Source organism: Methylomonas sp. 2BW1-5-20, assembly GCF_052474515.1.
Window position 1 is genome coordinate 4,004,079 of sequence record NZ_CP184127.1, and the last position, 19,360, is coordinate 4,023,438.

The window sequence follows — 19,360 nt, forward strand, 5'->3', positions numbered from 1 at the left end:
TTAAATCCCGTTTACACAAAATTCAGGACACCCTCCAATTGGAACTGTATGCTGAAAAAGAACGCTATTTAGAACTATATGATTTTGCTCCAGTGGCTTTTCTTGCCGTTAGTGACAAAGGCTTAATTATCCAAGCTAACCTCGCCGCAGCTACTTTACTGGGTTTGCCTAGGCGAGAACTGGTAAATATCCCGTTATCCAGCTTTATCGACAATCAGTATCAAGATAGTTTTTACCATTTCTGCATAAAGGTCTTTGAGTCTAACAAACAGCGGACGATCAAGTTGAAGACGCTCAATCATAACGGCGCGCAATGCTGGGTGGACGCGCAAGCCATTGCCGTCAAGGATGTTGACTGTATACCGATATTGCATATTGCTCTGAATAATATTGATGAACTTATTAAGGCGGAAACTAAACTGCTTGAGAGTGAATCCCGTCTACAAGAAGCCATGAATCATGCCTGCATAGCCGGTTGGGAATTGGCTAAAGGTAAAGATACCGCAGTCTGGTCGAACCAGATTTGTAAGCTGATGGGGTTACTGGAAGACTTTCAGCCTACCCCGGATAAACCCTACCAACTTATTCATGCTGATGACAGTCGGGTAGTCACAGATTCCCTGGAACACAGCTTCGCTACCGGCGCTAATCATCAAATCGAATATAGAATTCAGCGTCATGATACCGGTGAAGAACGCTGGATAGCATGCCGGGGCAAAGCGATACTAAACAACCAGGGAGTACCGGAAAAGCTTACCGGATTCATTCAAGATATAACTGAACGTAAACAGGCTGAGCTTCAACAACGTATTGCTGCTACAGCTTTTGAAGTTCAGGAAGGGATTATTATCACTGATGCGGATCGTAATATTCTTCGGGTGAATAGCGCATTCACCAAAATTACCGGCTACACTGCCGACGAAGTCATTGGCAAAAATACGCGAATACTCAAATCGGGGCGTCATGATGCAGACTTTTATGAAGCCATGTGGAACAGCATTAGTACCACCGGTGCATGGGACGGCGAAATTTGGAATCGACGCAAGAATGGTGATTCTTATTTAGAACATCTCCTCATTTCCACAGTGAAAGACGTAAACGGCGTCATTACTAATTTTGTTGGCACATTGACTGACATCACCATGAGTAGTGAGGCCGCCGATAAAATCAAACATCTTGCATTCTATGATCCGCTCACCGACCTAGCAAATCGGCTGTTGCTTCGCGATCGATTAATGTCGGCATTGGCCTCAAGCCAACGCAATGGTCAATATGGCGCATTGCTGTTTATCGATTTGGATAACTTCAAAATGCTCAACGACACACTGGGCCATGATATGGGCGACTTGCTGTTGCGACAGCTAGCCGAACGCTTAAAAGACTGTGTCCGTGATAGCGATACGATTGCCCGTTTTGGCGGCGATGAATTTGTGGTGATGCTGGAGGATTTAGGCGGATCTACCGATGAAGCGTTGGTGCAAGTTGAGGTTGTCGGCAATAAAATTCTAACTACTTTTCGCCAGCCATACCAACTTGCCGCGCACAACTACCAATCCACCGCCAGCCTTGGCGTAACTATGTTTAAGGGCCAGGAAAAACCGATAGATGAGCTATTGAAACATGCGGATATTGCCATGTATCAAGCCAAATCAGCGGGCCGCAATACTTTGTGTTTCTTCGATCCAAAGATGCAGACCAGGATTACAAATCGCATGGAACTGGAGAGGGATATGAAGTTAGCGCTGGCTGAAAACCAGTTTACGGTTCACTACCAGCCGCAAGTTCAATACAATCAAAAGATCATCGGCGCCGAAGCATTAATCCGTTGGCAACATCCACAACGGGGAATGATTTCTCCCATTGAGTTTATACCGCTAGCCGAGGAAAGTGGCATGATATTGCCGATAGGCCAGTGGGTACTGGAAACCGCTTGTGCCCAGCTAAAAAATTGGGAAAGCAATGAACATACACGACATTTACAAATCGCCATCAACATCAGCGCACGTCAATTTCACCAAGCCAACTTCGTCGCACAAGTCAGTCACATATTAAACCGTACTGCCATTAACCCATGCAATCTTAAACTGGAATTGACCGAAAGCCTGGTGCTTGACGACATCGATAACACCATACTCAAGATGCATAGTCTACGTGAAATTGGCATCCGCTTTTCTATGGATGACTTTGGAACGGGCTACTCTTCATTATCCAGCCTGAGGAAACTACCTCTATATCAGCTAAAGATCGATCAAAGTTTTGTTCGTGATATTACGACTGATCCGGATGACGCTGTCATCGTTCAGACCATCATCGCTATGGCAATGAGCTTGGGTATGGAGGTGATTGCAGAGGGTGTCGAAACGGAAGAACAACGCGCATTTCTGGCGCTACACGGCTGCCATGCTATACAGGGTTATTTGTTTGGCAGACCGATGCCTCTCGATGAGTTTGAGAGATTATTGGTGAGCACGTAGTTACGCTATCAAGCAATAATTAACCATCGAAAATAGACTGCCTATTTTAAGCCGTTCACCACGGTCTAAACACAAACTGCCGCTCCAGGGCATTGCTGCACCTTATCCGGAATCCTTTGTTTGCATCAAGCCATCCAGCGTCAAACCGCAACTCGGCGCAAATGCCTGCATGAAAAACACCACTTCCGGCTGTTGCAGTTCGTGAATATTTCTTGCAAGTTGCTCGGCGGCCATTTCAAACTCGGTGTTGCCGGCCTTAAGCTCGGCCTGACATTTTAGGTAGGCTGAAATCTTGTCGGCCGCTTTGATGATTTGCTGATGCGCCTCCGGCAATGTTTCATGTTGAATCAACGACCGGAAATCGTCGCGCAAAGCGTCGGGCAATAAATTCAGCAACTCGGTTTCGGCCTGCTGCTCGATTTGCTTGTAGGCACCCAGAATAGCGGGCGAGTGGTATTTGATCGGGGTCGGCAAATCGCCGGTAATCACCTCGGTCACATCATGATACAGCGCGGCGGTAGCCACCGCATTGGCGTCCACCTGACCATCAAAATAGCGATTTTTGATCAACGCCAGAGTATGAGCAATCACCGCCACCTCCCAGCTATGCTCCATGACGTTTTCCTCATGGGCGTTGCGCTTCAAGCCCCAGCGCTTGATCCAACGTAAGCGCGATAGATAAGCATAAAAGCTGCTGCTAATGGCTGGCATCAATGATCGCTGTAAGTTGTGGGCAGACCTTATGTTCATCACAATGCACGGTCTTTTTGATAGTCGTCGGCTTTTTAACCGGCTGATTAGCTGCCAAAGTTTCCAGGCTGGTCGTGGGCTGATTCGCGGGCCTGGTGCCGGCTTGATTATGGGCTACCAAGGTCAGCGTATTGCCGGTTTGCGTCATCTGGAAGTACTTTAAGGTATTCATGCCAATCAACACTTCATCCAGATGATCGTTGATTTGCGCATCGAGATTTTTGATGACGGCGCTACCCAGGACCAGACTCGTGATTTGGGTCGCACGATCCGAAACCTTGCCGCCGGCGGTATTGGATTGCACCACCCCGCCGAAGGGCAAACCGGCTTGCATTGCCATACTACTCGGAATCACGGTTTTGGTTGCCCCGGTATCGATCAGAAAAGGCATGGGAACGTTATTGACTAACACCGTACCGCGAAAATGACCTTGCGGATCGGTTTTCAAGACAACGCCGCCGGCTTTGGGGGATATCAGATTAGATTGTGGTTGTGCTTGCGGGGCAATTGCCACCGGTAACGGTATATCTGTTTGTCTTTTGGACTTTTCGAAGCGCAAAAAGGCATCCGCGCCGTACCATAACGCGGCGATGGTTAAGACGGGGAACAAAAGGTAACGAATGCCGCTGAGACTGGATTTTCCAAGGCGACGCGGATTAGTCTGATAACCAATATCACGACCGCCCTGCGACGCCTGTTTATGTTTTTCCCAGTAGTAGTCGCGGTCGTGTATACCCATATTCTGTTCCGATAATCTGCGTTCAGCGAAAAAGCGCGTCACAACCTAAGCTATATACCGATTATCGCCCAAGTCAAATCATTCCGGTTAACGCAAATGCGAAACTTGCGTAGGCTAGCTCAAACAACTCGTAATAACGAACGCGCTTGGAATCGACGCAAGCCTACGGCGCACAGCTAACGACCAGTTCATCACTGTATTGACCCACCTCCATATCTTTTACCACATAAACCGCCGTATAACGGCGCAACTCAGGTTTACCGGCCACCAATAGCGGACGGTTATCGACATAGCGGGTTTGAGTATCGCGCGCCAGAAACACAAATTCGCTTTCATTCTCGCGCTGAGAATAGATATTGATGCCGTCGCTTTTGAATTTTTGAAAACTCAACACCACATTACCGCCGGTCTGATCGGCAGCCTTCAGCACCGGCTTGGCGTCGGTTAAATCCGTACTGATTTCCGCACCGACGATACCCAGCAGAGTACCCAATGCCTCCGTATAACCGGGGTGGGCCTTGATGCGCCGTGTCAATGCTCTTACCTTGTTTTCGAACTGGCCGCGATAAGCCTGCTTATCGGCGGTCGCATGATGCGCGGCTGCAGCGGCGATATTGGCGGCCGATACTTTGCCATGCAGTTCTTGATTCTCGGTGTTGCAGGCGGCAATGTCCTCGTCGGATAAACCCAGCTGGGTTTTCAAAGCGGCAAGATTGAGGATAAACCGGTCATGCCATATCAATAACTCACCATCGGGGCGGGGGAAATAATCTGATTTAGCCATCAGTGTGCTCCTAATATATCAACGATAAGCAAGCCAGGCAGCGGCCAACAGGCCGAATCGCCGGCATAAGTATTGGATTAAATCGAAGGGAATGACTAGCGCTAAAACTATGTCGCCAAAGAGTATAGATAAGCTATCAACTTACGCAAGTGCGGCTAAATGTCGCGCGTTGGGATATAAAATCCGGCTGAGGGCATAGCCATTGGCTTGAATGTCACTTCCGAAGCATCCGTGCGGGTTGCCGGCCACCGCGAAGGCATTCCAAACAGTCCCGGCGGCATATAAAAATCCCCGGAAGGCATATTCCAATGTCTGGAACGCAGCTGCGCAAACCTGGAAGGTATCTTCGCCAGGCTCGAAGGCACAGCCAAGAAACGCGAAGGCATCGCCGGACTTATTGGGGATGCCGCCGAGGGATTTTTATACGCCGTCGGCTTGGGTTTATATGCAGTCACGGCCAAAGGGAGTGCGTTCTAGCCGATTTTATGCCGCAATTTCCGGGGGTCTCGCCGATTTTGACTGGTAAGCTCGGCTCATAAATTAATCGTGAGCCACAAGAAAACACCTTTTATTACAATAGCTTATTTTTATATAGCGACCACTTGGCGCAGTCGTTTGGCTCAAGCTTGCCAGATAGAACCAATTTTGAGCCAAATGACCGGAGCTGGGAAAGTGCACCGATCCTATTCCGTCTTGACTAAAACTTGCTGTCCTAATCCCAGGGTTAAATACCGCTCTAATGTGTGACGCATAATGCCTGTCGTCTACTACGCTCAGAGCGACTAGACCTTGGACTTGCAACGCTTCGGCCTAAACCTCCATGGCATTTTGTCTGTCACGAGCCAGAGAAAAAAACTTGCCCATAGTATCGATGGCATATTGTTGTTAGCCTTTCTAAGGTTAGCATCGTAAATTCATAATGGTGGGGTGAGTCATGATGGGCTTATCATGATTTTGTCTATACAATAACCTCATGAGACTGACTTTTGATCCCGCCAAAAACGCCCGAAATATCCAGGAACGCGGTTTGCCTTTCACTATGGTCGAAAACTTCGATTGGCAACATGCCTTGATCATGGAAGACACCCGCCAGGATTATGGCGAACGGCGCTTCAGAGCATTCGGCAGAATTGAAGACCGTCTTTTTGCCGTGGTGTTTACCACCCGTGACGATGCCCTGCATATCATCAGTTTTAGAAAAGCGAATAAACGAGAGGAAAAACGCTATGGCCAATCGAATTAACCCCGCTTCGCTCGACGAGGATAACCCGGAATGGACAGAACAAGACTTTGCCCGTGCTCGCCCAGCATCAGAAATATTGCAGGAACTTTTCGGTGCGGAAATGGCGACCGAAATGCTAAAGCCCAAAGGCGGCAGGCCACGCAAGGCTAATCCCAAAGTGTTTACCGCCATTCGTTTGGATGCCGATATTGTCGAGGCTTTCAAGGCAACCGGGAGTGGCTGGCAGACCCGCATCAATGACGCCCTTAAAACATGGTTGAAAGAACACCCGGAAAATAGAACGGGCTGAAGATTTGGCTCGTTCCGTGGAAAACGGCTTCCAATATTTGCCATTAATGAGCGCCTAGACTTCCAGCAAGAAAATTAGCGTGTGCAATAATATCAACAACATAGTCGTTAACTGCAGGAACATTTAAACGCTTTTTGCTGTAAATTTGATAAAACTTAGTCGCCGTTTTCCACTCATAGAGCATGGCGACGGCATGCTGCTGCCAAACCGGCAGCGTCTCGGCCCACTTCTGGATTTCGCTGAGGATGGTCATTTTTAGTCTCCCTAGGTCAGGTAGCCGATTTTTTGATGTTGTTCTCTACATGAATAAGCGGTACGGATAGACGTTACCGGGTAGGTCTGGCACATTCGCAATGGTCCGTGCCAACCGCTGCGAATACCGAATGCTCACCGGTACCGGGTCGTATAGAGCATCGTTGTTCCAGTCCATCTTGGTCAGTGCCAGTGCCTCGTGAGCAATCAGCTCGAGCGAGCCACGGCCCGCATGGCGTATTAGCTGCAAGGGCTTGGGAATGCTCTTCTTGCCCTGGTAGTAGTCGCCCTTGTTGGATGCTTCCGGCGCGTTGCCTGCCACCCATACGAGGGCCGAGTTGCCCGAGCGGCCGACCATCGTCCCTCGTGGAACCGGATAGCCCGACGGCTTGGTCGGCGGCTTCTGCTGACCAGACTCAATCAGCCAGCCCCCTCTCCAGCACGACGCTGCGCCGACCTCGACGCATTCAATTTCCGGAACACCCGACAACGCGTCGAACGCACCCTCGATTTCCTCTTGCTTAAATGCGGTGGTCTTGTGGATGACCAGCCGCTTGGGCAGGTTGCCGCCATTGCGGCCCTGGTAGAGCTCCAAGCTTCGAGCGAGCACTGCGCGCATGTCATCCCGGGTCAGGAACGGGTTCCTGCGGGCCTCCGCGACATCCGCCACGGGATCGCGCGCCTCGAACGCAACGAACTGCATGCCTCCACCGTCCATGTCGAAAACCTGCGAGCAGCAGGTCACATAGTGGGCGTCGCGCTGATCGCCGCGCAGTGCGTAGGCAAGGCCGATGTAGGCGGTGTCATCAGGCACACCCTTCAGCGGTGACAGCTTCCAAGGCGTACCCGCCGCCTTCACGTACAGCGCAGTTGCAAGGCGCCAAGCCAGCGATGCCTTGTAGTTGAAGGTGAAGACTCGGTCGTTGAGTACCTGGGTGGGGATGTTGTATTTCGCCCCCAGTGCCTTGAGTGCGTCGTGCGCATCGAAGAACTTGCTACGCGTTGCCGGAGCCCACGAATCTGGGAAGTGCACCAGCACGACATCGAACTCGTTCCGTACCGTATCAAGCCGACGAAGGGCAGCATCCATTGCCTGGAACAGCCGAGCCTGTGGATCGCCGTCACCGGGAAGTTGACCCAGGGAGTCCGGCCATTTGATGTGCGCGCCGCGCGCAGCTTCCAACTGCACACCGAACAGCCGATCAAAGCCTGGGTACGGTGGCACGTACTCGGAGCGGTCGCTGGGCTGGTACGCGCCGCGCAGGGATGCCATCAGTTCGCCTCGGCGCTTGAACGCACTCTCGGGACCCACGGTGGCGATTCGAATCTGCGACGTGTATCCACCAAATGAGCCCTTGGAATACGGCCCGAAATTGAGGAGTCCTCTCAGGGGATGGACGTCCACCTGCGCATCGTCCGACGGTGAGAAAGAGAGCAGCGGCTCGTCCAGGAGCGTAAATGGCGGCAGCTTCGATGCTTGGGAAGAGCTGGCCATCACTTGGTCCTATCGAAGTAGGCGTGATGGTGGCCTGGCCGGCTCCAGCCGGTGAACCGCGAGACGGTGAACACGGCGTCGACGCCTGCTCCATCCTCCAGGCCGAAAGCGAGCACCTTGCCATCTTTGGCCGACGTGAGCAGCGTTGCCCACGCGTGGATGATTGCCGCCCACTGCTTGTTGTACTTCGGAGCCCAACGCTCTCTTCGCCAGTCTCCCGCCGGATCACCGCCGCGGCGTTCGAACGGCATGCCCAACGCGTCGTTTTCGGTACTGCCTGACTCTGGCTGAACGGCCTGCTCAGATTGCTCCGGCCGGGGAATGTCCACGAACGTGTACGGTTCGAAGCCGCACCACCAACGGTCCTCTATCTGTTCCAGCTTCAAGAAGACGCCTTCATTGAACGGGAAGTTGAGCTTCGGGACGTTGCCCGTGAGGGCGCTCTCATACGCCGTGCGTAGCGGGGCGAGGTCCTGTGAACGCTTGAGAGCGAATTCCTGGTTCTCGCCTTCCCGCGGGCTGGCGACGACGAGTGAATGCCCAGAACGCTTGAACCGAGGAATGAGTGGGCGATACCGTGACAGGGCTTTGACCAGTGCGTCGTACAGAAGCCCCAGCGCCCAGCTGTCCCTGGCCGCATCCAGGTCCACTGTCCCTGCGATCTGCGCGCCAAGGGGCGCCAGCGCTGCCAAGACTTCCTCGTCTTTCCCGAACACCGCCAGTTCGCGGACGTTTGCAGCGACGACTGCCCTGCAGTGCTGTTCTTTCAGCAGTGCTCTGACCGTGGGCGACGTAGTAGCCTGCGCCAGGGTCATTCGCCGTGCAACGGGCGGCAACGATTCGATGAGGAGCGCGGAGTACCGGAGCACCGGAAACTACCGGGCCTCGCTGTTCGGCAGATTGACGGGCACCAGACGGGGAGCAGCCCTGCCTTGCATCACATGCTCCATCAGCACCTGCGGCAAGTCGACTTGCTTGATGACATCCCCAGCCAGTTCGTCGAACGTCTTGCACTCGACCACTGCAACGTCGACGCCAGCAAGATGAGCGTGTTCCAGGAACTCAGTGACCGCAGGTAGGAGACGGGAGGCAGACGATGTCACCCAATACAGGCCATTCGGAAACGGTGCGGGTTCCCGCAAAACTTCGGTCAACGCCTCCATGACCGAAGCGTCCCGCCCGCTGTAGCCGACGAACACCATTCCGAAGCGTTTGCTGGCCTCGACGAGCACATGCCGCATGCGCTCGTCTTGCCTCTCGAGCTCAGCCCCCGTATTTTTGATGGCAATGGATTGGTAATCGCCATGGAGCTTGGCCACTAGGGGCCAGTCCGATTCGTTGAGGCAACGCATCGCGCGTTCCCCCGAGTCGATGGCCGCAACTGTCGGCCGGGCTTGATTAGCTGTGGGCAGTAACGCGTTGGCACTGCCTGCTGATTCCTCGACTAGGGGGTCGAAATTGGTTGTGAATACGCAATCCACCTTACGGGCTGCAATCAGGCTTCCAAGGACCCTGTGTCCAAAACAGGGCGTGCCTTTGGATATGGCGTCGTCGATGTACTGCCGCCGATGCCGGGGCTCGGGGTAAACCGCTTCGAACGCCGCGGCGTACTCGGTGGGGTCTCCGTCGGGCGGGAGGAGCGAGGTATGCCTGAAAAAGGCATCGATCCGATCAATCCATACCTGATCGCCGGTGTCGATTTCGCGCTTAGAGAGGTTGTTCTCGCGGCAGAAGATGTGGGCCTTGAAAACACGACAGCTATACGTCCAAATTCGCCACATCCAAGGCGTTCTTAACTATGAAATCCCGGCGCGGTTCCACGACGTCGCCCATCAGGGTGGTGAAGATCTCGTCGGCGGCGACTACGTCGTTGATAGTCACTTGCAGCATGCGGCGGCTGTTGGCATCCAGGGTGGTTTCCCAGAGCTGTTCCGGGTTCATTTCGCCCAAACCTTTGTAGCGCTGGATATGCTGGCCTTTTTTGACTTCTTTCATCATCCATTCGAAAGCTTGTTTGAAGGTATCCACTTGCTGTTCGCGCTCCCCCATGCGCATGACGGAGGTTTCGCCGAACATGCTAAGAGTTTTTTCCACGTAGCGGGCTATTTTTTGATAATCGTTACCGGCGAAGAACGGCGCATGCAAGACAAAACTTTTGGTAATGCCGTGCAGGCGTTTGCTGACTTCTACATCAAAGTCGTCGCTGCCGCGGTATTTTAGCTGGGTGCTGAATATGGCTTTATGGCCGCCCTCGTTCAGATTTTTTTGCAGCAAATCCAACCAAGCTTGCAGCTTTTGCTGATCGGCTTTGATTTCTTCGCTTAACACCTGCATATAGGTCATTTGCTCCAAATACAGGTCGTCGTAGCGTCTGGACAGGCGGTTGATGATGCTCATCACGTCGGCAAATTCGGTCGCCAGCTTTTCCAGGCCCTGACCTTGTATCACCGGGGTGTCGGCATCGGTTTGCAATTGCGCCTTGTCCAGGGCCAGTTGGATCAAGTATTGGTTTAAGGCGTTGTCGTCTTTGACGTAATGCTCTTGTTTGCCTTTTTTGACTTTGTACAACGGCGGCTGCGCGATGTAGATGTGGCCGCGCTCGACCAGTTCCGGCAATTGCCGGTAGAAGAAGGTCAATAACAGGGTACGAATGTGCGAGCCGTCGACGTCCGCGTCGGTCATGATGATGATGCGGTGATAGCGCAGTTTGTCGATGTTGTATTCGTCTTTACCGATGCCGCAACCCAGCGCGGTAATCAGGGTGCCGACTTCTTCCGATGAAATCATTCTGTCGAAGCGGGCGCGTTCCACGTTAAGGATTTTACCTTTCAACGGCAGGATAGCTTGGGTGCGGCGATCGCGGCCCTGTTTGGCGGAGCCGCCCGCCGAGTCCCCTTCCACTATGAACAGTTCGGACAAGGCCGGGTCTTTTTCCTGGCAATCCGCGAGTTTGCCGGGCAAGCCGGCGATATCCAGCGTGGTTTTGCGGCGGGTCATTTCGCGGGCTTTTCTGGCGGCCTCGCGGGCTCTGGCGGCGTCGATGATTTTGGCAGCAATGGCTTTGGCGACTTGCGGCTGTTCCAGTAAAAATTCCTGTAGTTTTTCGTTCATGGTCGATTCGACCAATGGCTTCACTTCCGATGAAACCAATTTGTCTTTGGTTTGCGAGGAGAACTTAGGATCGGGGACTTTTACCGATAACACAGCGGTTAAACCTTCGCGGGCATCGTCGCCGGTGGTAGCCACTTTCTCTTTTTTAGCCAAACCGTTGGTTTCGATGTATTGGTTGATGGTCCTGGTCAATGCGCCTCTAAAACCGGCCAAATGGGTACCACCGTCACGCTGCGGGATATTGTTGGTGTAGCAGAACACGTTCTCCTGGTAGGAGTCGTTCCATTGCATCGCTACTTCCACCGTTACGCCTTCTTTTTCGGCGATAAAGTGGAAGACTTTTTCGAACAGCGGAGTTTTGTTTTTGTTCAGATGCTGCACAAAAGCGCTGATGCCGCCTTCGAACTCGAATACGTCTTCCTTGCCTGTTCTTTCGTCGCGCAGGGAGATTCGCACGCCGGAATTTAAAAACGACAGTTCGCGTAAGCGCTTGGCGAGGATGTCGTAGTGAAATTCGATATTGGTGAAGATGGTGGGGCTAGGCTTGAAGTTTATGTAGGTGCCGCTGCCTTCGCAATCGCCGATCACCGCTAATGGCGCTACAGGCTCGCCCAGGATGTATTTTTGCATGTGCAGCTTGCCGTTCTTGCGAATCTTCAGCGTTAGCTCTTCGGACAAGGCATTTACCACCGAGACGCCGACGCCGTGCAAGCCGCCTGAGACTTTGTAAGCGTTGTCGTCAAACTTACCGCCGGCATGCAGGATAGTCATAATGACTTCCGCGGCGGAACGGCCTTCTTCTTTGTGAATATCCACAGGAATGCCGCGTCCGTCGTCGTAAACGGATATGGAGCCATTTTCATGAATTACGACATCGACGCCTTTGCAATAACCTGCTAAAGCTTCGTCAATCGAGTTATCGACGACTTCGAATACCATGTGATGCAAGCCGGAACCGTCGTCGGTATCGCCGATATACATACCGGGGCGTTTTCTGACTGCATCCAATCCTTTTAGTACTGTGATATTCGAACTATCGTATTGTTCACTCATGGGTATATCCATTGTGTTGTGTTTTACCGCAACGATGGCTGGCCCTTATTTCACTAAAGCACCTGTCGCATCGCGTGTGATGGGAGTTGTTAATTTTTATTATTTGTTTCACGTGAAACCTCAAAGCTGTTTAACGTCGCCTTGTTCCACGTGAAACCATTTATAGTTTTCTATTTCACTTAAGTCACCAAAGTCGGCTATATCCGTACTGCTGATAAAAACCTGGCAACTCAATCCAACGAGGTATTTTATCAATTTTGCCCTGTTTTCTGCATCCAATTCGGACGCCAGATCGTCAATCAGAATACAGCAAGCGTTCGGGCTTTCCTGATTCAATAATGTCACTTGCGCTAACAGCAAAGCCAATACCAACAGTTTTTGTTGCCCTCGCGACAAAAAATCTTTCGCCGATCTTTTGTTTAGATAAGTTTGAAAATCGGCTCGGTGCGGGCCGCTATGGGTAAACCCGTAACGCATGTCTCGATCCAAATCGTGCTTCAAAATCAAATCCAGCGCCTGCCTATCGTCCCAACCGGCTAAAAAGCGCAAATCGACCTCTTCCTGACTTAAGAAATGCCGAGCCATTTCCAAGAACACCGGTTGCAAGCTCGCCAAGTAGGTCAAACGCAAATCGTTAATCACCTGCCCGTATTCGACAAGTTCCTTGTCCCAAGCCGAGATTTGTTTAATCTGCCGGCTTTTCAATAAGGCATTGCGTTGCTGCAAGGCTTTATTAAATTTACGCCAGCATGGCAGAAAATTTCTGTTCTGATTAAAAATCCCCCAGTCCAAATACTCTCGCCGGTTCTGCGGACCGGAGTCGAGCAAGCGATAACTCTTGGGATGAATCAGTTGTACCGGCAAGGCATAAGCCAGATCGGCTTTTTGCCTGTCTTCCTGATCGATACGGATCTGGGATTGCTTATTATCGATTTGTATCCCAAGCGTGCTGACGGAACCGGACTGTTGCCGGTTTTGCGCGGAAACGGTCAACTGCGGTTGATCGAAAGAAATTGCCTGCTTAATGTGGGTAGTTCTAAAGGAACGCGATCTACCCAAAATAAAAATAGCCTCCAGTAGCGAACTCTTGCCGCTGGCATTGGCACCGGTGATCAAATTAATGGCGGGCGATGGTGAAATACTCGCCGCATGGATGTTTCTGACAGACAGCACATCCAGTTTCAACAAGGTCATAATCCCTGGACAACCTACATCCGCATCGGCATAACAATAAACTTAAATAAAGGCTGCTCGGGTTCTTCGATGAAACAACTGCTGGCATTACCGGCTATGGTCAACACCGCCAATTCAGAATCGAGATTGGATACCGCATCCAACATATATTGCGAATTAAACGAAATGCTTAACGGCTCGCCTTGATAATCGATGATCAATTCTTCCTCGGCCTCGTCATGTTCCGGATTGTGCGTACTGAGTCTCAGCAAATCGCCGGAAATATCGAAGGTGACACCCTTGTACTTTTCGTTCGACAAAATAGCCACCCGGGTTAATGCTTCTCGCAATAGCTGTTTTTGAATCAGCAACGGACTCATAAAGCTCTGATTGAACACTTTACTGAAATCCGGAAACTTGGCGTCGATCAATTTGGAAGAAAACACCACATCCTTGTAATAAATTCTGATGTTGTTGCTGGAAAACTGGATGTTCAATTCCGCATCGGCATCATCCAACAAGCGGCTAAGTTCCTGCACCGCTTTTCTCGGCATGATGATGCGGGATTCATAACCGGTTGCTTGACCGATATCGTCTTCATAAATCGATAAACGATGGCCGTCGGAAGCCACCAACTTCAGCTTGGAATTACTGATGTTCAGCAATAAACCGTTCAAGTAATAGCGCACATCCTGATTGGCCATGCAAAACACAGTTTTATCCAGCGCCTTCTTGAATTTGCCGGCATTCAGCAAGAAGCTATGCTCAAATTCGGATTCATTGAACTCCGGATAATGCTCGGCCGGTAAAGTACTTAAGGAAAATCGGCTGCGACCGGACACCATTTTGACTTTATCTTCTTGTAGCTCGAAATGAATTTCCGCGCCATTCGGCAACAATCGGCAAATATCCAGAAACTTTCTAGCAGGAACCGTGATTTCCCCGGAGTGCGATATTGATTCGATATTTAATTTGGCAACAATCTGAATTTCAGTATCCGTACCGGTCATGACCAATTGATCGTCGCTGGCTTGCAACAACACATTGGAAAGAATCGGCATCGTCTGGCGCTTTTCAATCACGCTGACGATTTGCTGTAGCGGCGCCAAAATTTGATCTTTGCTAATAATAAATTTCATATAAATATTTTTTATATATTGTTACTACTATGTAACCAAAAAGCTGTGGAAAAGTTGTTTTATATAATTCAAATCAAAATCTTAGCATGTATTAAACATTGTTGTTCGATACAAATTTAAGTTGTTTGGCATTTGTGGATAACTAGAGTCAGTAACTTTCGCTACAATTTATCCACAGCTTATAAGCCTCTAATGCGACAGAGTTCTCAACAGGTTTTTATAGTCCTCGGCCATTTTCACGTCTTCTTCCTTCAATTCGGCTATCCGTTTGCAGGCATTGATCACCGTAGTGTGATCGCGTCCGCCAAAAGCATCGCCAATTTCCGGATAGCTATGGGAAGTCAATTCCCGGGCTAAACACATCGCTACCTGTCTGGGGCGGGTAATAGACTGTTTGCGGTTCTTTGAGGACAAATCGGCTATTCGGATCTTGAAATATTCAGCCACGGTTTTCTGGATGTTATCGATACTGATCAACTTGTCTTGCAGGCTGATCAAATCGTGCAGCGCTTCCTTGGTAAATTCCAAGGTGATGTCGCGGCCGGTAAATTGCGAGTTGGCGACTACTCGCCGCAACGCTCCTTCCAAATCTCTAACGTTTGAAGGTATGCGTTTGGCAATGAAGAATGCGATGTCTTGATCCAGATCGACGCCAACCTGTTGCGCCTTTTTGATTAAAATTGCGGCGCGGGTTTCCAGATCCGGCGGCTCGATCGCCACCGGCAAACCCCAACCAAAGCGCGATTTCAAACGGTCTTCCAGACCATCGATTTCTTTGGGGTATTTATCGCAGGTTAAAACCACCTGATGTTTGTTATCCAGCAGATTGTTAAAGGTGTGGAAAAACTCTTCCTGGGAACGTTCCTTACCCGCCAGAAACTGGATGTCGTCCATCAATAAAATATCGATGCTGCGGTAGTACTCTTTAAATTGGTTGATACTGTTTTGTTGCAGCGCCTTCACCATGTCCTGTACGAATTTCTCGGAATGCAGATAGACGATATTGGCATCGGGTTTTTTCAACAAAACCGCGTTGCCGATAGCATGCATCAAATGGGTTTTACCCAGACCGGAACTGCCGTAAATGAAAAGCGGATTGTAGACCTTGCCGATATTGTCGGACACCGTCATCGAGGCGGCTCTGGCCAGTTGATTGGATTTACCTTCGACAAAGCTCTCGAAAGTGAAAGCCTTGTTTAAAAAGTTGGGCTGATTCTTCTTTTGGGTTGGGCTTTTACTTAGCGTTGGCGCTTTGATAGCCGGCGCCTTTTTACTGCCGATTTCAAACTGCACCGCCAAGGTTGCATTGGAAAACTCGTTGACCGCGTCTTCGATAACCGCGAAAAAATGCTGTTTAATATGGTCGATAATAAACCGGTTGGGAGCGAGCAATTTTAACTGGCTGTCGGTTTCCACTGCTTGCAGCGGCCTAATCCAGGTGCTGAAATCGGTACTGGGAATTTCATGTTCAAGCTTGGCCAGGCAGTTGTTCCAAATCACACTCATCGGCATTCAAGAAGGGGCTTAGAAAGGCCTTGCATGATACCACAGTGACCGCTTAGGGCTTGACTCTATGGACGTTATCAGAAAAGAATGACGGCCGCATGGATCACCCTCATTAATACACATGATTTCGGGCAAACTTTATATTATTTCCGCACCGTCCGGGGCAGGCAAAACCAGCTTGGTTAAACAACTGATTGTCGAGATGGACGATCTGGCCGTGTCGGTGTCCCACACTACGCGGGCAATGCGCAGCGGCGAACAGGATGGCGTCGATTATTTTTTCGTCTCGGTCGAGGCTTTTAAAGCCATGATCGAGCGGCAAGCCTTTTTAGAGCATGCGCAAGTGTTCGATAATTTCTATGGCACCGCGCAACAGACCGTGGAAGACAATTTGGCCAAAGGCTTGGATGTGATTTTGGAAATCGATTGGCAAGGCGCCCAGCAGGTGAGAAGGATGTTGCCGGAAAGTCTGTCCATCTTCATCCTGCCGCCGTCTATCGAGGTATTGAGCCAGCGTTTGCAAAATCGCGGCCAGGATAATCCAGAGGTGATTGCCCGGCGCATGCGCGATGCGGTGACGGAAATGAGCCACTACCCGGAGTACGATTATTTGATCGTTAACGACGATTTCAGTCTGGCTTTGCGCCAATTAAAAAGCATTGTTACCGCAAACCGCTTAACCCAAAGTCAACAGCAAAACACCTTGGCGCCATTGCTGCAGAATTTACTTAACTAAAACTAACAACACCTATGAAAACCAGAAAAACTTCTTATCTCCTGGCGACGTTGATTATTTCAACGTTGACTATTGTCGGCTGCTCCAGCGACGAAGCGGAAACCCCAAAAACCAGCGCCGGCACCCCCAAAAAAGCGGTACACAGAGTCGATAGCGGCGAAGCTACCGAACCCGAGAAACGCCAGTTCGAAAAAGAATTCTCCGCAAAATGCGTAGCGCGGGAACTGAAAAATTCGAATAACAAAGACGTCGATCAAAAGCGCTTCGAAGAAACTTGCGACTGCATTGCTGAACATATCATGAAAGATCTGTCGGAAATCGATGCCGAGAAATATCTGGAAGATCACGAAGATACCCACACTTTACAGATCAAATTCGATGCCGCTGCTTTTTTCTGTTTGCAAAACAAACCGCAACCGAAAGGACCACATTTGTTCGGCAAACCGCAATAACAACGTAGGTTGGGTTAGCTCGATAACGTACAACCCAACATTCAAAGCCGACGTGTTGGGTTACGGCTAGCGCCTAACCCAACCTACCGATTTACCCAATCTTTCATCCCCCATGACCCAATCTTCCGAATTATTTTCTCAAGCCAAGCAATACATTCCCGGCGGCGTCAATTCGCCGGTACGTTCCTTTAGCGGCGTCGGCGGTACGCCGGTGTATTTCGACCGCGCAGCCGGCGCTTACGTTTACGATAGCGAAGGCAAGCGCTACATCGATTATGTCGGCTCCTGGGGGCCGATGATTTTGGGCCACGCGCATCCGGCCGTGATCGACGCGGTTAAGCTCAGCGCCGAAAAAGGCTTGAGCTTTGGTGCGCCCACCGAGATCGAAACATTGATGGCACAAACAGTCTGCGAACTGCTGCCGTCGATAGAAATGGTGCGCATGGTCAGCTCGGGCACCGAAGCTACCATGAGCGCGCTACGTCTGGCGCGCGGTTACACCAGCCGCGACAAGATCGTTAAATTCGAAGGTTGTTACCACGGCCATTCCGATTCCTTACTGGTCAAGGCCGGTTCCGGCGCCTTGACTTTCGGTGTCCCCAGCTCGCCCGGCGTACCCGCCTCGGTTGCCGCCGATACCATTACTCTGACTTATAACGACAGCGATTCGGTGCGCAGTACCTTTTCAGAACTGGGCGACAAGATCGCCTGCATCATCGTCGAACCGGTAGCCGGCAATATGAACTGCATCCCGCCGGAGCCAGGTTTCTTGCAAACCCTGCGAGATGTCTGCGACCAACACGGAAGCGTGTTGATTTTCGACGAAGTGATGACCGGCTTCCGTGTCGGCTTGCAAGGCGCTCAAGGTCTGTACGGCATCAAACCGGATTTGACCACGCTGGGTAAAATCATCGGCGGCGGCCTGCCGGTCGGCGCTTTCGGCGGCAGCCGCAAGATCATGGAATATCTGGCGCCGCTGGGTCCAGTGTATCAAGCCGGTACCTTGTCGGGTTGCCCGGTGGCGATGGCCGCCGGTTTGAAAACCCTTGAACTGATCAATCAACCCGGTTTCTACGAGGCCCTGACCGCCAAAACCGCAACACTGCTGCAAGGCCTGCAAGCTGCCGCCGATCAGGCCGGCATCGCCTTCACTACCAACCAGGTCGGTGGGATGTTTGGTTTGTTCTTTAGCAATGAAAAATCAGTCAGCCGTTTTTCGCAAGTGATGGCTTGCGATGTTGACCGCTTTAAACGTTTCTTCCACGGCATGCTGGATAAAGGTTTTTACCTGGCCCCATCGGCTTTTGAAGCTGGTTTTGTATCTGCCGCACATACGGATGAGGATTTGCTGGCTACTATGGATGCGGCAGCTGAGGTGTTTAAGGGGTTGTGACGGGGATGATATACAGAAACTTTTTAATTGCTCGTTAGAACGAAAGCGAATGCAGCCTCCTAAAAGTGCAGTATGTGTAATTTGCGGATCTCGCCCCGCGACTACTGTTGAACATGTACCTCCAAGGGGATTTTTCAAGGGTATTTTTGGTCAGTTCTTGACCGTTCCTGCTTGCACCATCTGCAACAATGGTAGCTCAGAGGACGATGAAGCTCTCCGTAATTACATTAGTGCCCAAGTTGGAAAACAAACTAAGGGCGCCAAGTGTCTCTGGGAAATGGGGGCACACAAGAGTTTCTTACACAGTACGAAACTCCGATCTACATTCCTAAATACAACACACGAAGTTGAGGTTGTAAATATAGATGGCTCAACCACTACTCGTTTAGCTTTTGTCGTTCCGGTCAGCCTATATCAAAGGGTCTTTGAGCGGGTTACTCGTGGCTTGCATTTCTTGCATACTGGAACGCTGTTGCCAACTGACATTCGCGTTCAGGTAAATCTGCTTACCAGCGTGCCCGATCTGTCCTTACCTGAGTTGCAAATATTTGAGACTCATTCGGTCGCCGAGGATGCGTTCGTGTACAGGTTTGCTCTTGATCCTGAGGAGCTTAGTAACGGTGTCTGGCTATTCACCATCCATGGGTCTCATTGGGTTCAGTCATCAACAGGAGCGTTCGTTGATCATGCGTTCTAACGTTGCGTTTGAGAGCCCGGTAGGTCAGTGTTCGCGATAGCGTTCCCTGACAACATGGCTCGATTTGTCACGCA

Annotated in this window: 17 protein-coding genes; 6 read left to right on the forward strand and 11 right to left on the reverse strand. The window is 50.8% G+C overall.

The window, feature by feature from the left end; translation table 11 throughout:
• Positions 1 to 38: 38 nt before the first annotated feature.
• The gene (locus tag ACH50O_RS18455) at positions 39 to 2,474 is read left to right on the forward strand and encodes a sensor domain-containing protein (RefSeq protein WP_446809211.1); all 2,436 of its coding nucleotides are present in this window, start codon (positions 39 to 41) and stop codon (positions 2,472 to 2,474) included.
• Positions 2,475 to 2,576: 102 nt separating this feature from the next.
• Here ACH50O_RS18455 and yfbR read toward each other — a convergent pair whose 3' ends face one another.
• The 3 genes from yfbR to ACH50O_RS18470 all read right to left on the reverse strand — a co-directional run bounded on the left by yfbR (position 2,577) and on the right by ACH50O_RS18470 (position 4,747).
• The gene (gene yfbR / locus ACH50O_RS18460) at positions 2,577 to 3,185 is read right to left on the reverse strand and encodes a 5'-deoxynucleotidase (RefSeq protein ID WP_446809212.1); all 609 of its coding nucleotides are present in this window, start codon (positions 3,183 to 3,185) and stop codon (positions 2,577 to 2,579) included.
• A complete protein-coding gene (locus ACH50O_RS18465; protein ID WP_446809213.1) occupies positions 3,172 to 3,963 on the reverse strand; it encodes a retropepsin-like aspartic protease family protein in 792 nt (263 codons plus the stop codon). Before ACH50O_RS18465 ends, yfbR begins: the two co-directional genes overlap by 14 nt.
• 163 nt (positions 3,964 to 4,126) lie before the next feature.
• A complete protein-coding gene (locus ACH50O_RS18470; RefSeq protein ID WP_446809214.1) occupies positions 4,127 to 4,747 on the reverse strand; it encodes a hypothetical protein in 621 nt (206 codons plus the stop codon).
• Between the two features lie 973 nt (positions 4,748 to 5,720).
• Between ACH50O_RS18470 and ACH50O_RS18475 the strand changes: the two genes are divergently transcribed.
• Together ACH50O_RS18475 and ACH50O_RS18480 are read left to right on the forward strand one after the other, a co-directional pair.
• Entirely contained in the window at positions 5,721 to 5,990 is a 270-nt protein-coding gene (locus tag ACH50O_RS18475; protein WP_446809215.1) for a BrnT family toxin, read from the forward strand.
• Positions 5,974 to 6,279, forward strand: a complete 306-nt coding sequence (locus ACH50O_RS18480; RefSeq protein WP_446809216.1) for a BrnA antitoxin family protein — start codon at positions 5,974 to 5,976, stop codon at positions 6,277 to 6,279. Before ACH50O_RS18475 ends, ACH50O_RS18480 begins: the two co-directional genes overlap by 17 nt.
• Before the next feature lie 43 nt (positions 6,280 to 6,322).
• Here the strand turns inward: ACH50O_RS18480 and ACH50O_RS18485 are convergent, their stop codons facing one another.
• The 8 genes from ACH50O_RS18485 to dnaA all read right to left on the reverse strand — a co-directional run bounded on the left by ACH50O_RS18485 (position 6,323) and on the right by dnaA (position 16,008).
• Positions 6,323 to 6,532 (reverse strand): hypothetical protein, encoded by a 210-nt coding sequence (locus ACH50O_RS18485; protein ID WP_446809217.1) that lies wholly within the window; start codon positions 6,530 to 6,532, stop codon positions 6,323 to 6,325.
• 45 nt (positions 6,533 to 6,577) lie between these two features.
• On the reverse strand, positions 6,578 to 8,026 hold the full coding sequence (locus ACH50O_RS18490; protein ID WP_446809218.1) for an argonaute/piwi family protein: 1,449 nt from the start codon (positions 8,024 to 8,026) through the stop codon (positions 6,578 to 6,580).
• Positions 8,026 to 8,841 (reverse strand): hypothetical protein, encoded by an 816-nt coding sequence (locus ACH50O_RS18495; RefSeq protein WP_446809219.1) that lies wholly within the window; start codon positions 8,839 to 8,841, stop codon positions 8,026 to 8,028. The genes ACH50O_RS18490 and ACH50O_RS18495 overlap by 1 nt, the downstream gene beginning before the upstream one ends.
• Positions 8,842 to 8,901: 60 nt before the next feature.
• Positions 8,902 to 9,807, reverse strand: a complete 906-nt coding sequence (locus ACH50O_RS18500) for an SIR2 family protein (RefSeq protein WP_446809220.1) — start codon at positions 9,805 to 9,807, stop codon at positions 8,902 to 8,904.
• Positions 9,785 to 12,190 carry a DNA topoisomerase (ATP-hydrolyzing) subunit B gene (gyrB, locus tag ACH50O_RS18505; protein ID WP_446809221.1) on the reverse strand — a complete coding sequence of 802 codons (2,406 nt, stop codon included), beginning with the start codon at positions 12,188 to 12,190 and terminating at the stop codon, positions 9,785 to 9,787. Before gyrB ends, ACH50O_RS18500 begins: the two co-directional genes overlap by 23 nt.
• Positions 12,191 to 12,310: 120 nt before the next feature.
• Complete coding sequence (gene recF, locus ACH50O_RS18510; RefSeq protein WP_446809222.1) at positions 12,311 to 13,384, reverse strand: DNA replication/repair protein RecF; 1,074 nt, start codon at positions 13,382 to 13,384, stop codon at positions 12,311 to 12,313.
• 14 nt (positions 13,385 to 13,398) lie between these two features.
• A complete protein-coding gene (gene dnaN / locus ACH50O_RS18515) occupies positions 13,399 to 14,502 on the reverse strand; it encodes a DNA polymerase III subunit beta (protein ID WP_446809223.1) in 1,104 nt (367 codons plus the stop codon).
• A gap of 189 nt (positions 14,503 to 14,691) precedes the next feature.
• Positions 14,692 to 16,008, reverse strand: coding sequence for a chromosomal replication initiator protein DnaA (gene dnaA, locus ACH50O_RS18520; RefSeq protein WP_446809224.1), 1,317 nt, complete (start codon positions 16,006 to 16,008; stop codon positions 14,692 to 14,694).
• A 121-nt stretch (positions 16,009 to 16,129) separates the two neighbouring features.
• Here dnaA and gmk point away from each other — a divergent pair, with 121 nt between their 5' ends.
• The 3 genes from gmk to hemL all read left to right on the forward strand — a co-directional run bounded on the left by gmk (position 16,130) and on the right by hemL (position 18,589).
• Positions 16,130 to 16,744 carry a guanylate kinase gene (gene gmk / locus ACH50O_RS18525; RefSeq protein ID WP_446809225.1) on the forward strand — a complete coding sequence of 205 codons (615 nt, stop codon included), beginning with the start codon at positions 16,130 to 16,132 and terminating at the stop codon, positions 16,742 to 16,744.
• 14 nt (positions 16,745 to 16,758) lie between these two features.
• Positions 16,759 to 17,196 (forward strand): hypothetical protein, encoded by a 438-nt coding sequence (locus ACH50O_RS18530; protein ID WP_446809226.1) that lies wholly within the window; start codon positions 16,759 to 16,761, stop codon positions 17,194 to 17,196.
• A 112-nt stretch (positions 17,197 to 17,308) separates the two neighbouring features.
• Entirely contained in the window at positions 17,309 to 18,589 is a 1,281-nt protein-coding gene (gene hemL, locus ACH50O_RS18535; protein ID WP_446809227.1) for a glutamate-1-semialdehyde 2,1-aminomutase, read from the forward strand.
• The last annotated feature ends 771 nt before the right edge of the window (positions 18,590 to 19,360 follow it).

Excerpts from the sequence above, each read along its gene's own strand:
- ACH50O_RS18485 (WP_446809217.1), bottom strand. The coding sequence starts at position 6,532 with ATGACCATCCTCAGCGAAATCCAGAAGTGGGCCGAGACGCTGCCGGTT.
- ACH50O_RS18500 (WP_446809220.1), bottom strand. The coding sequence starts at position 9,807 with ATGTGGCGAATTTGGACGTATAGCTGTCGTGTTTTCAAGGCCCACATC.
- recF (WP_446809222.1), bottom strand. The coding sequence starts at position 13,384 with ATGACCTTGTTGAAACTGGATGTGCTGTCTGTCAGAAACATCCATGCG.
- gmk (WP_446809225.1), top strand. The coding sequence starts at position 16,130 with ATGATTTCGGGCAAACTTTATATTATTTCCGCACCGTCCGGGGCAGGC.
- ACH50O_RS18490 (WP_446809218.1), bottom strand. The coding sequence starts at position 8,026 with ATGGCCAGCTCTTCCCAAGCATCGAAGCTGCCGCCATTTACGCTCCTG.
- ACH50O_RS18495 (WP_446809219.1), bottom strand. The coding sequence starts at position 8,841 with ATGACCCTGGCGCAGGCTACTACGTCGCCCACGGTCAGAGCACTGCTG.
- dnaN (WP_446809223.1), bottom strand. The coding sequence starts at position 14,502 with ATGAAATTTATTATTAGCAAAGATCAAATTTTGGCGCCGCTACAGCAA.
- yfbR (WP_446809212.1), bottom strand. The coding sequence starts at position 3,185 with ATGCCAGCCATTAGCAGCAGCTTTTATGCTTATCTATCGCGCTTACGT.
- ACH50O_RS18470 (WP_446809214.1), bottom strand. The coding sequence starts at position 4,747 with ATGGCTAAATCAGATTATTTCCCCCGCCCCGATGGTGAGTTATTGATA.
- hemL (WP_446809227.1), top strand. The coding sequence starts at position 17,309 with ATGACCCAATCTTCCGAATTATTTTCTCAAGCCAAGCAATACATTCCC.
- gyrB (WP_446809221.1), bottom strand. The coding sequence starts at position 12,190 with ATGAGTGAACAATACGATAGTTCGAATATCACAGTACTAAAAGGATTG.
- dnaA (WP_446809224.1), bottom strand. The coding sequence starts at position 16,008 with ATGAGTGTGATTTGGAACAACTGCCTGGCCAAGCTTGAACATGAAATT.
- ACH50O_RS18465 (WP_446809213.1), bottom strand. The coding sequence starts at position 3,963 with ATGGGTATACACGACCGCGACTACTACTGGGAAAAACATAAACAGGCG.
- ACH50O_RS18480 (WP_446809216.1), top strand. The coding sequence starts at position 5,974 with ATGGCCAATCGAATTAACCCCGCTTCGCTCGACGAGGATAACCCGGAA.
- ACH50O_RS18475 (WP_446809215.1), top strand. The coding sequence starts at position 5,721 with ATGAGACTGACTTTTGATCCCGCCAAAAACGCCCGAAATATCCAGGAA.
- ACH50O_RS18530 (WP_446809226.1), top strand. The coding sequence starts at position 16,759 with ATGAAAACCAGAAAAACTTCTTATCTCCTGGCGACGTTGATTATTTCA.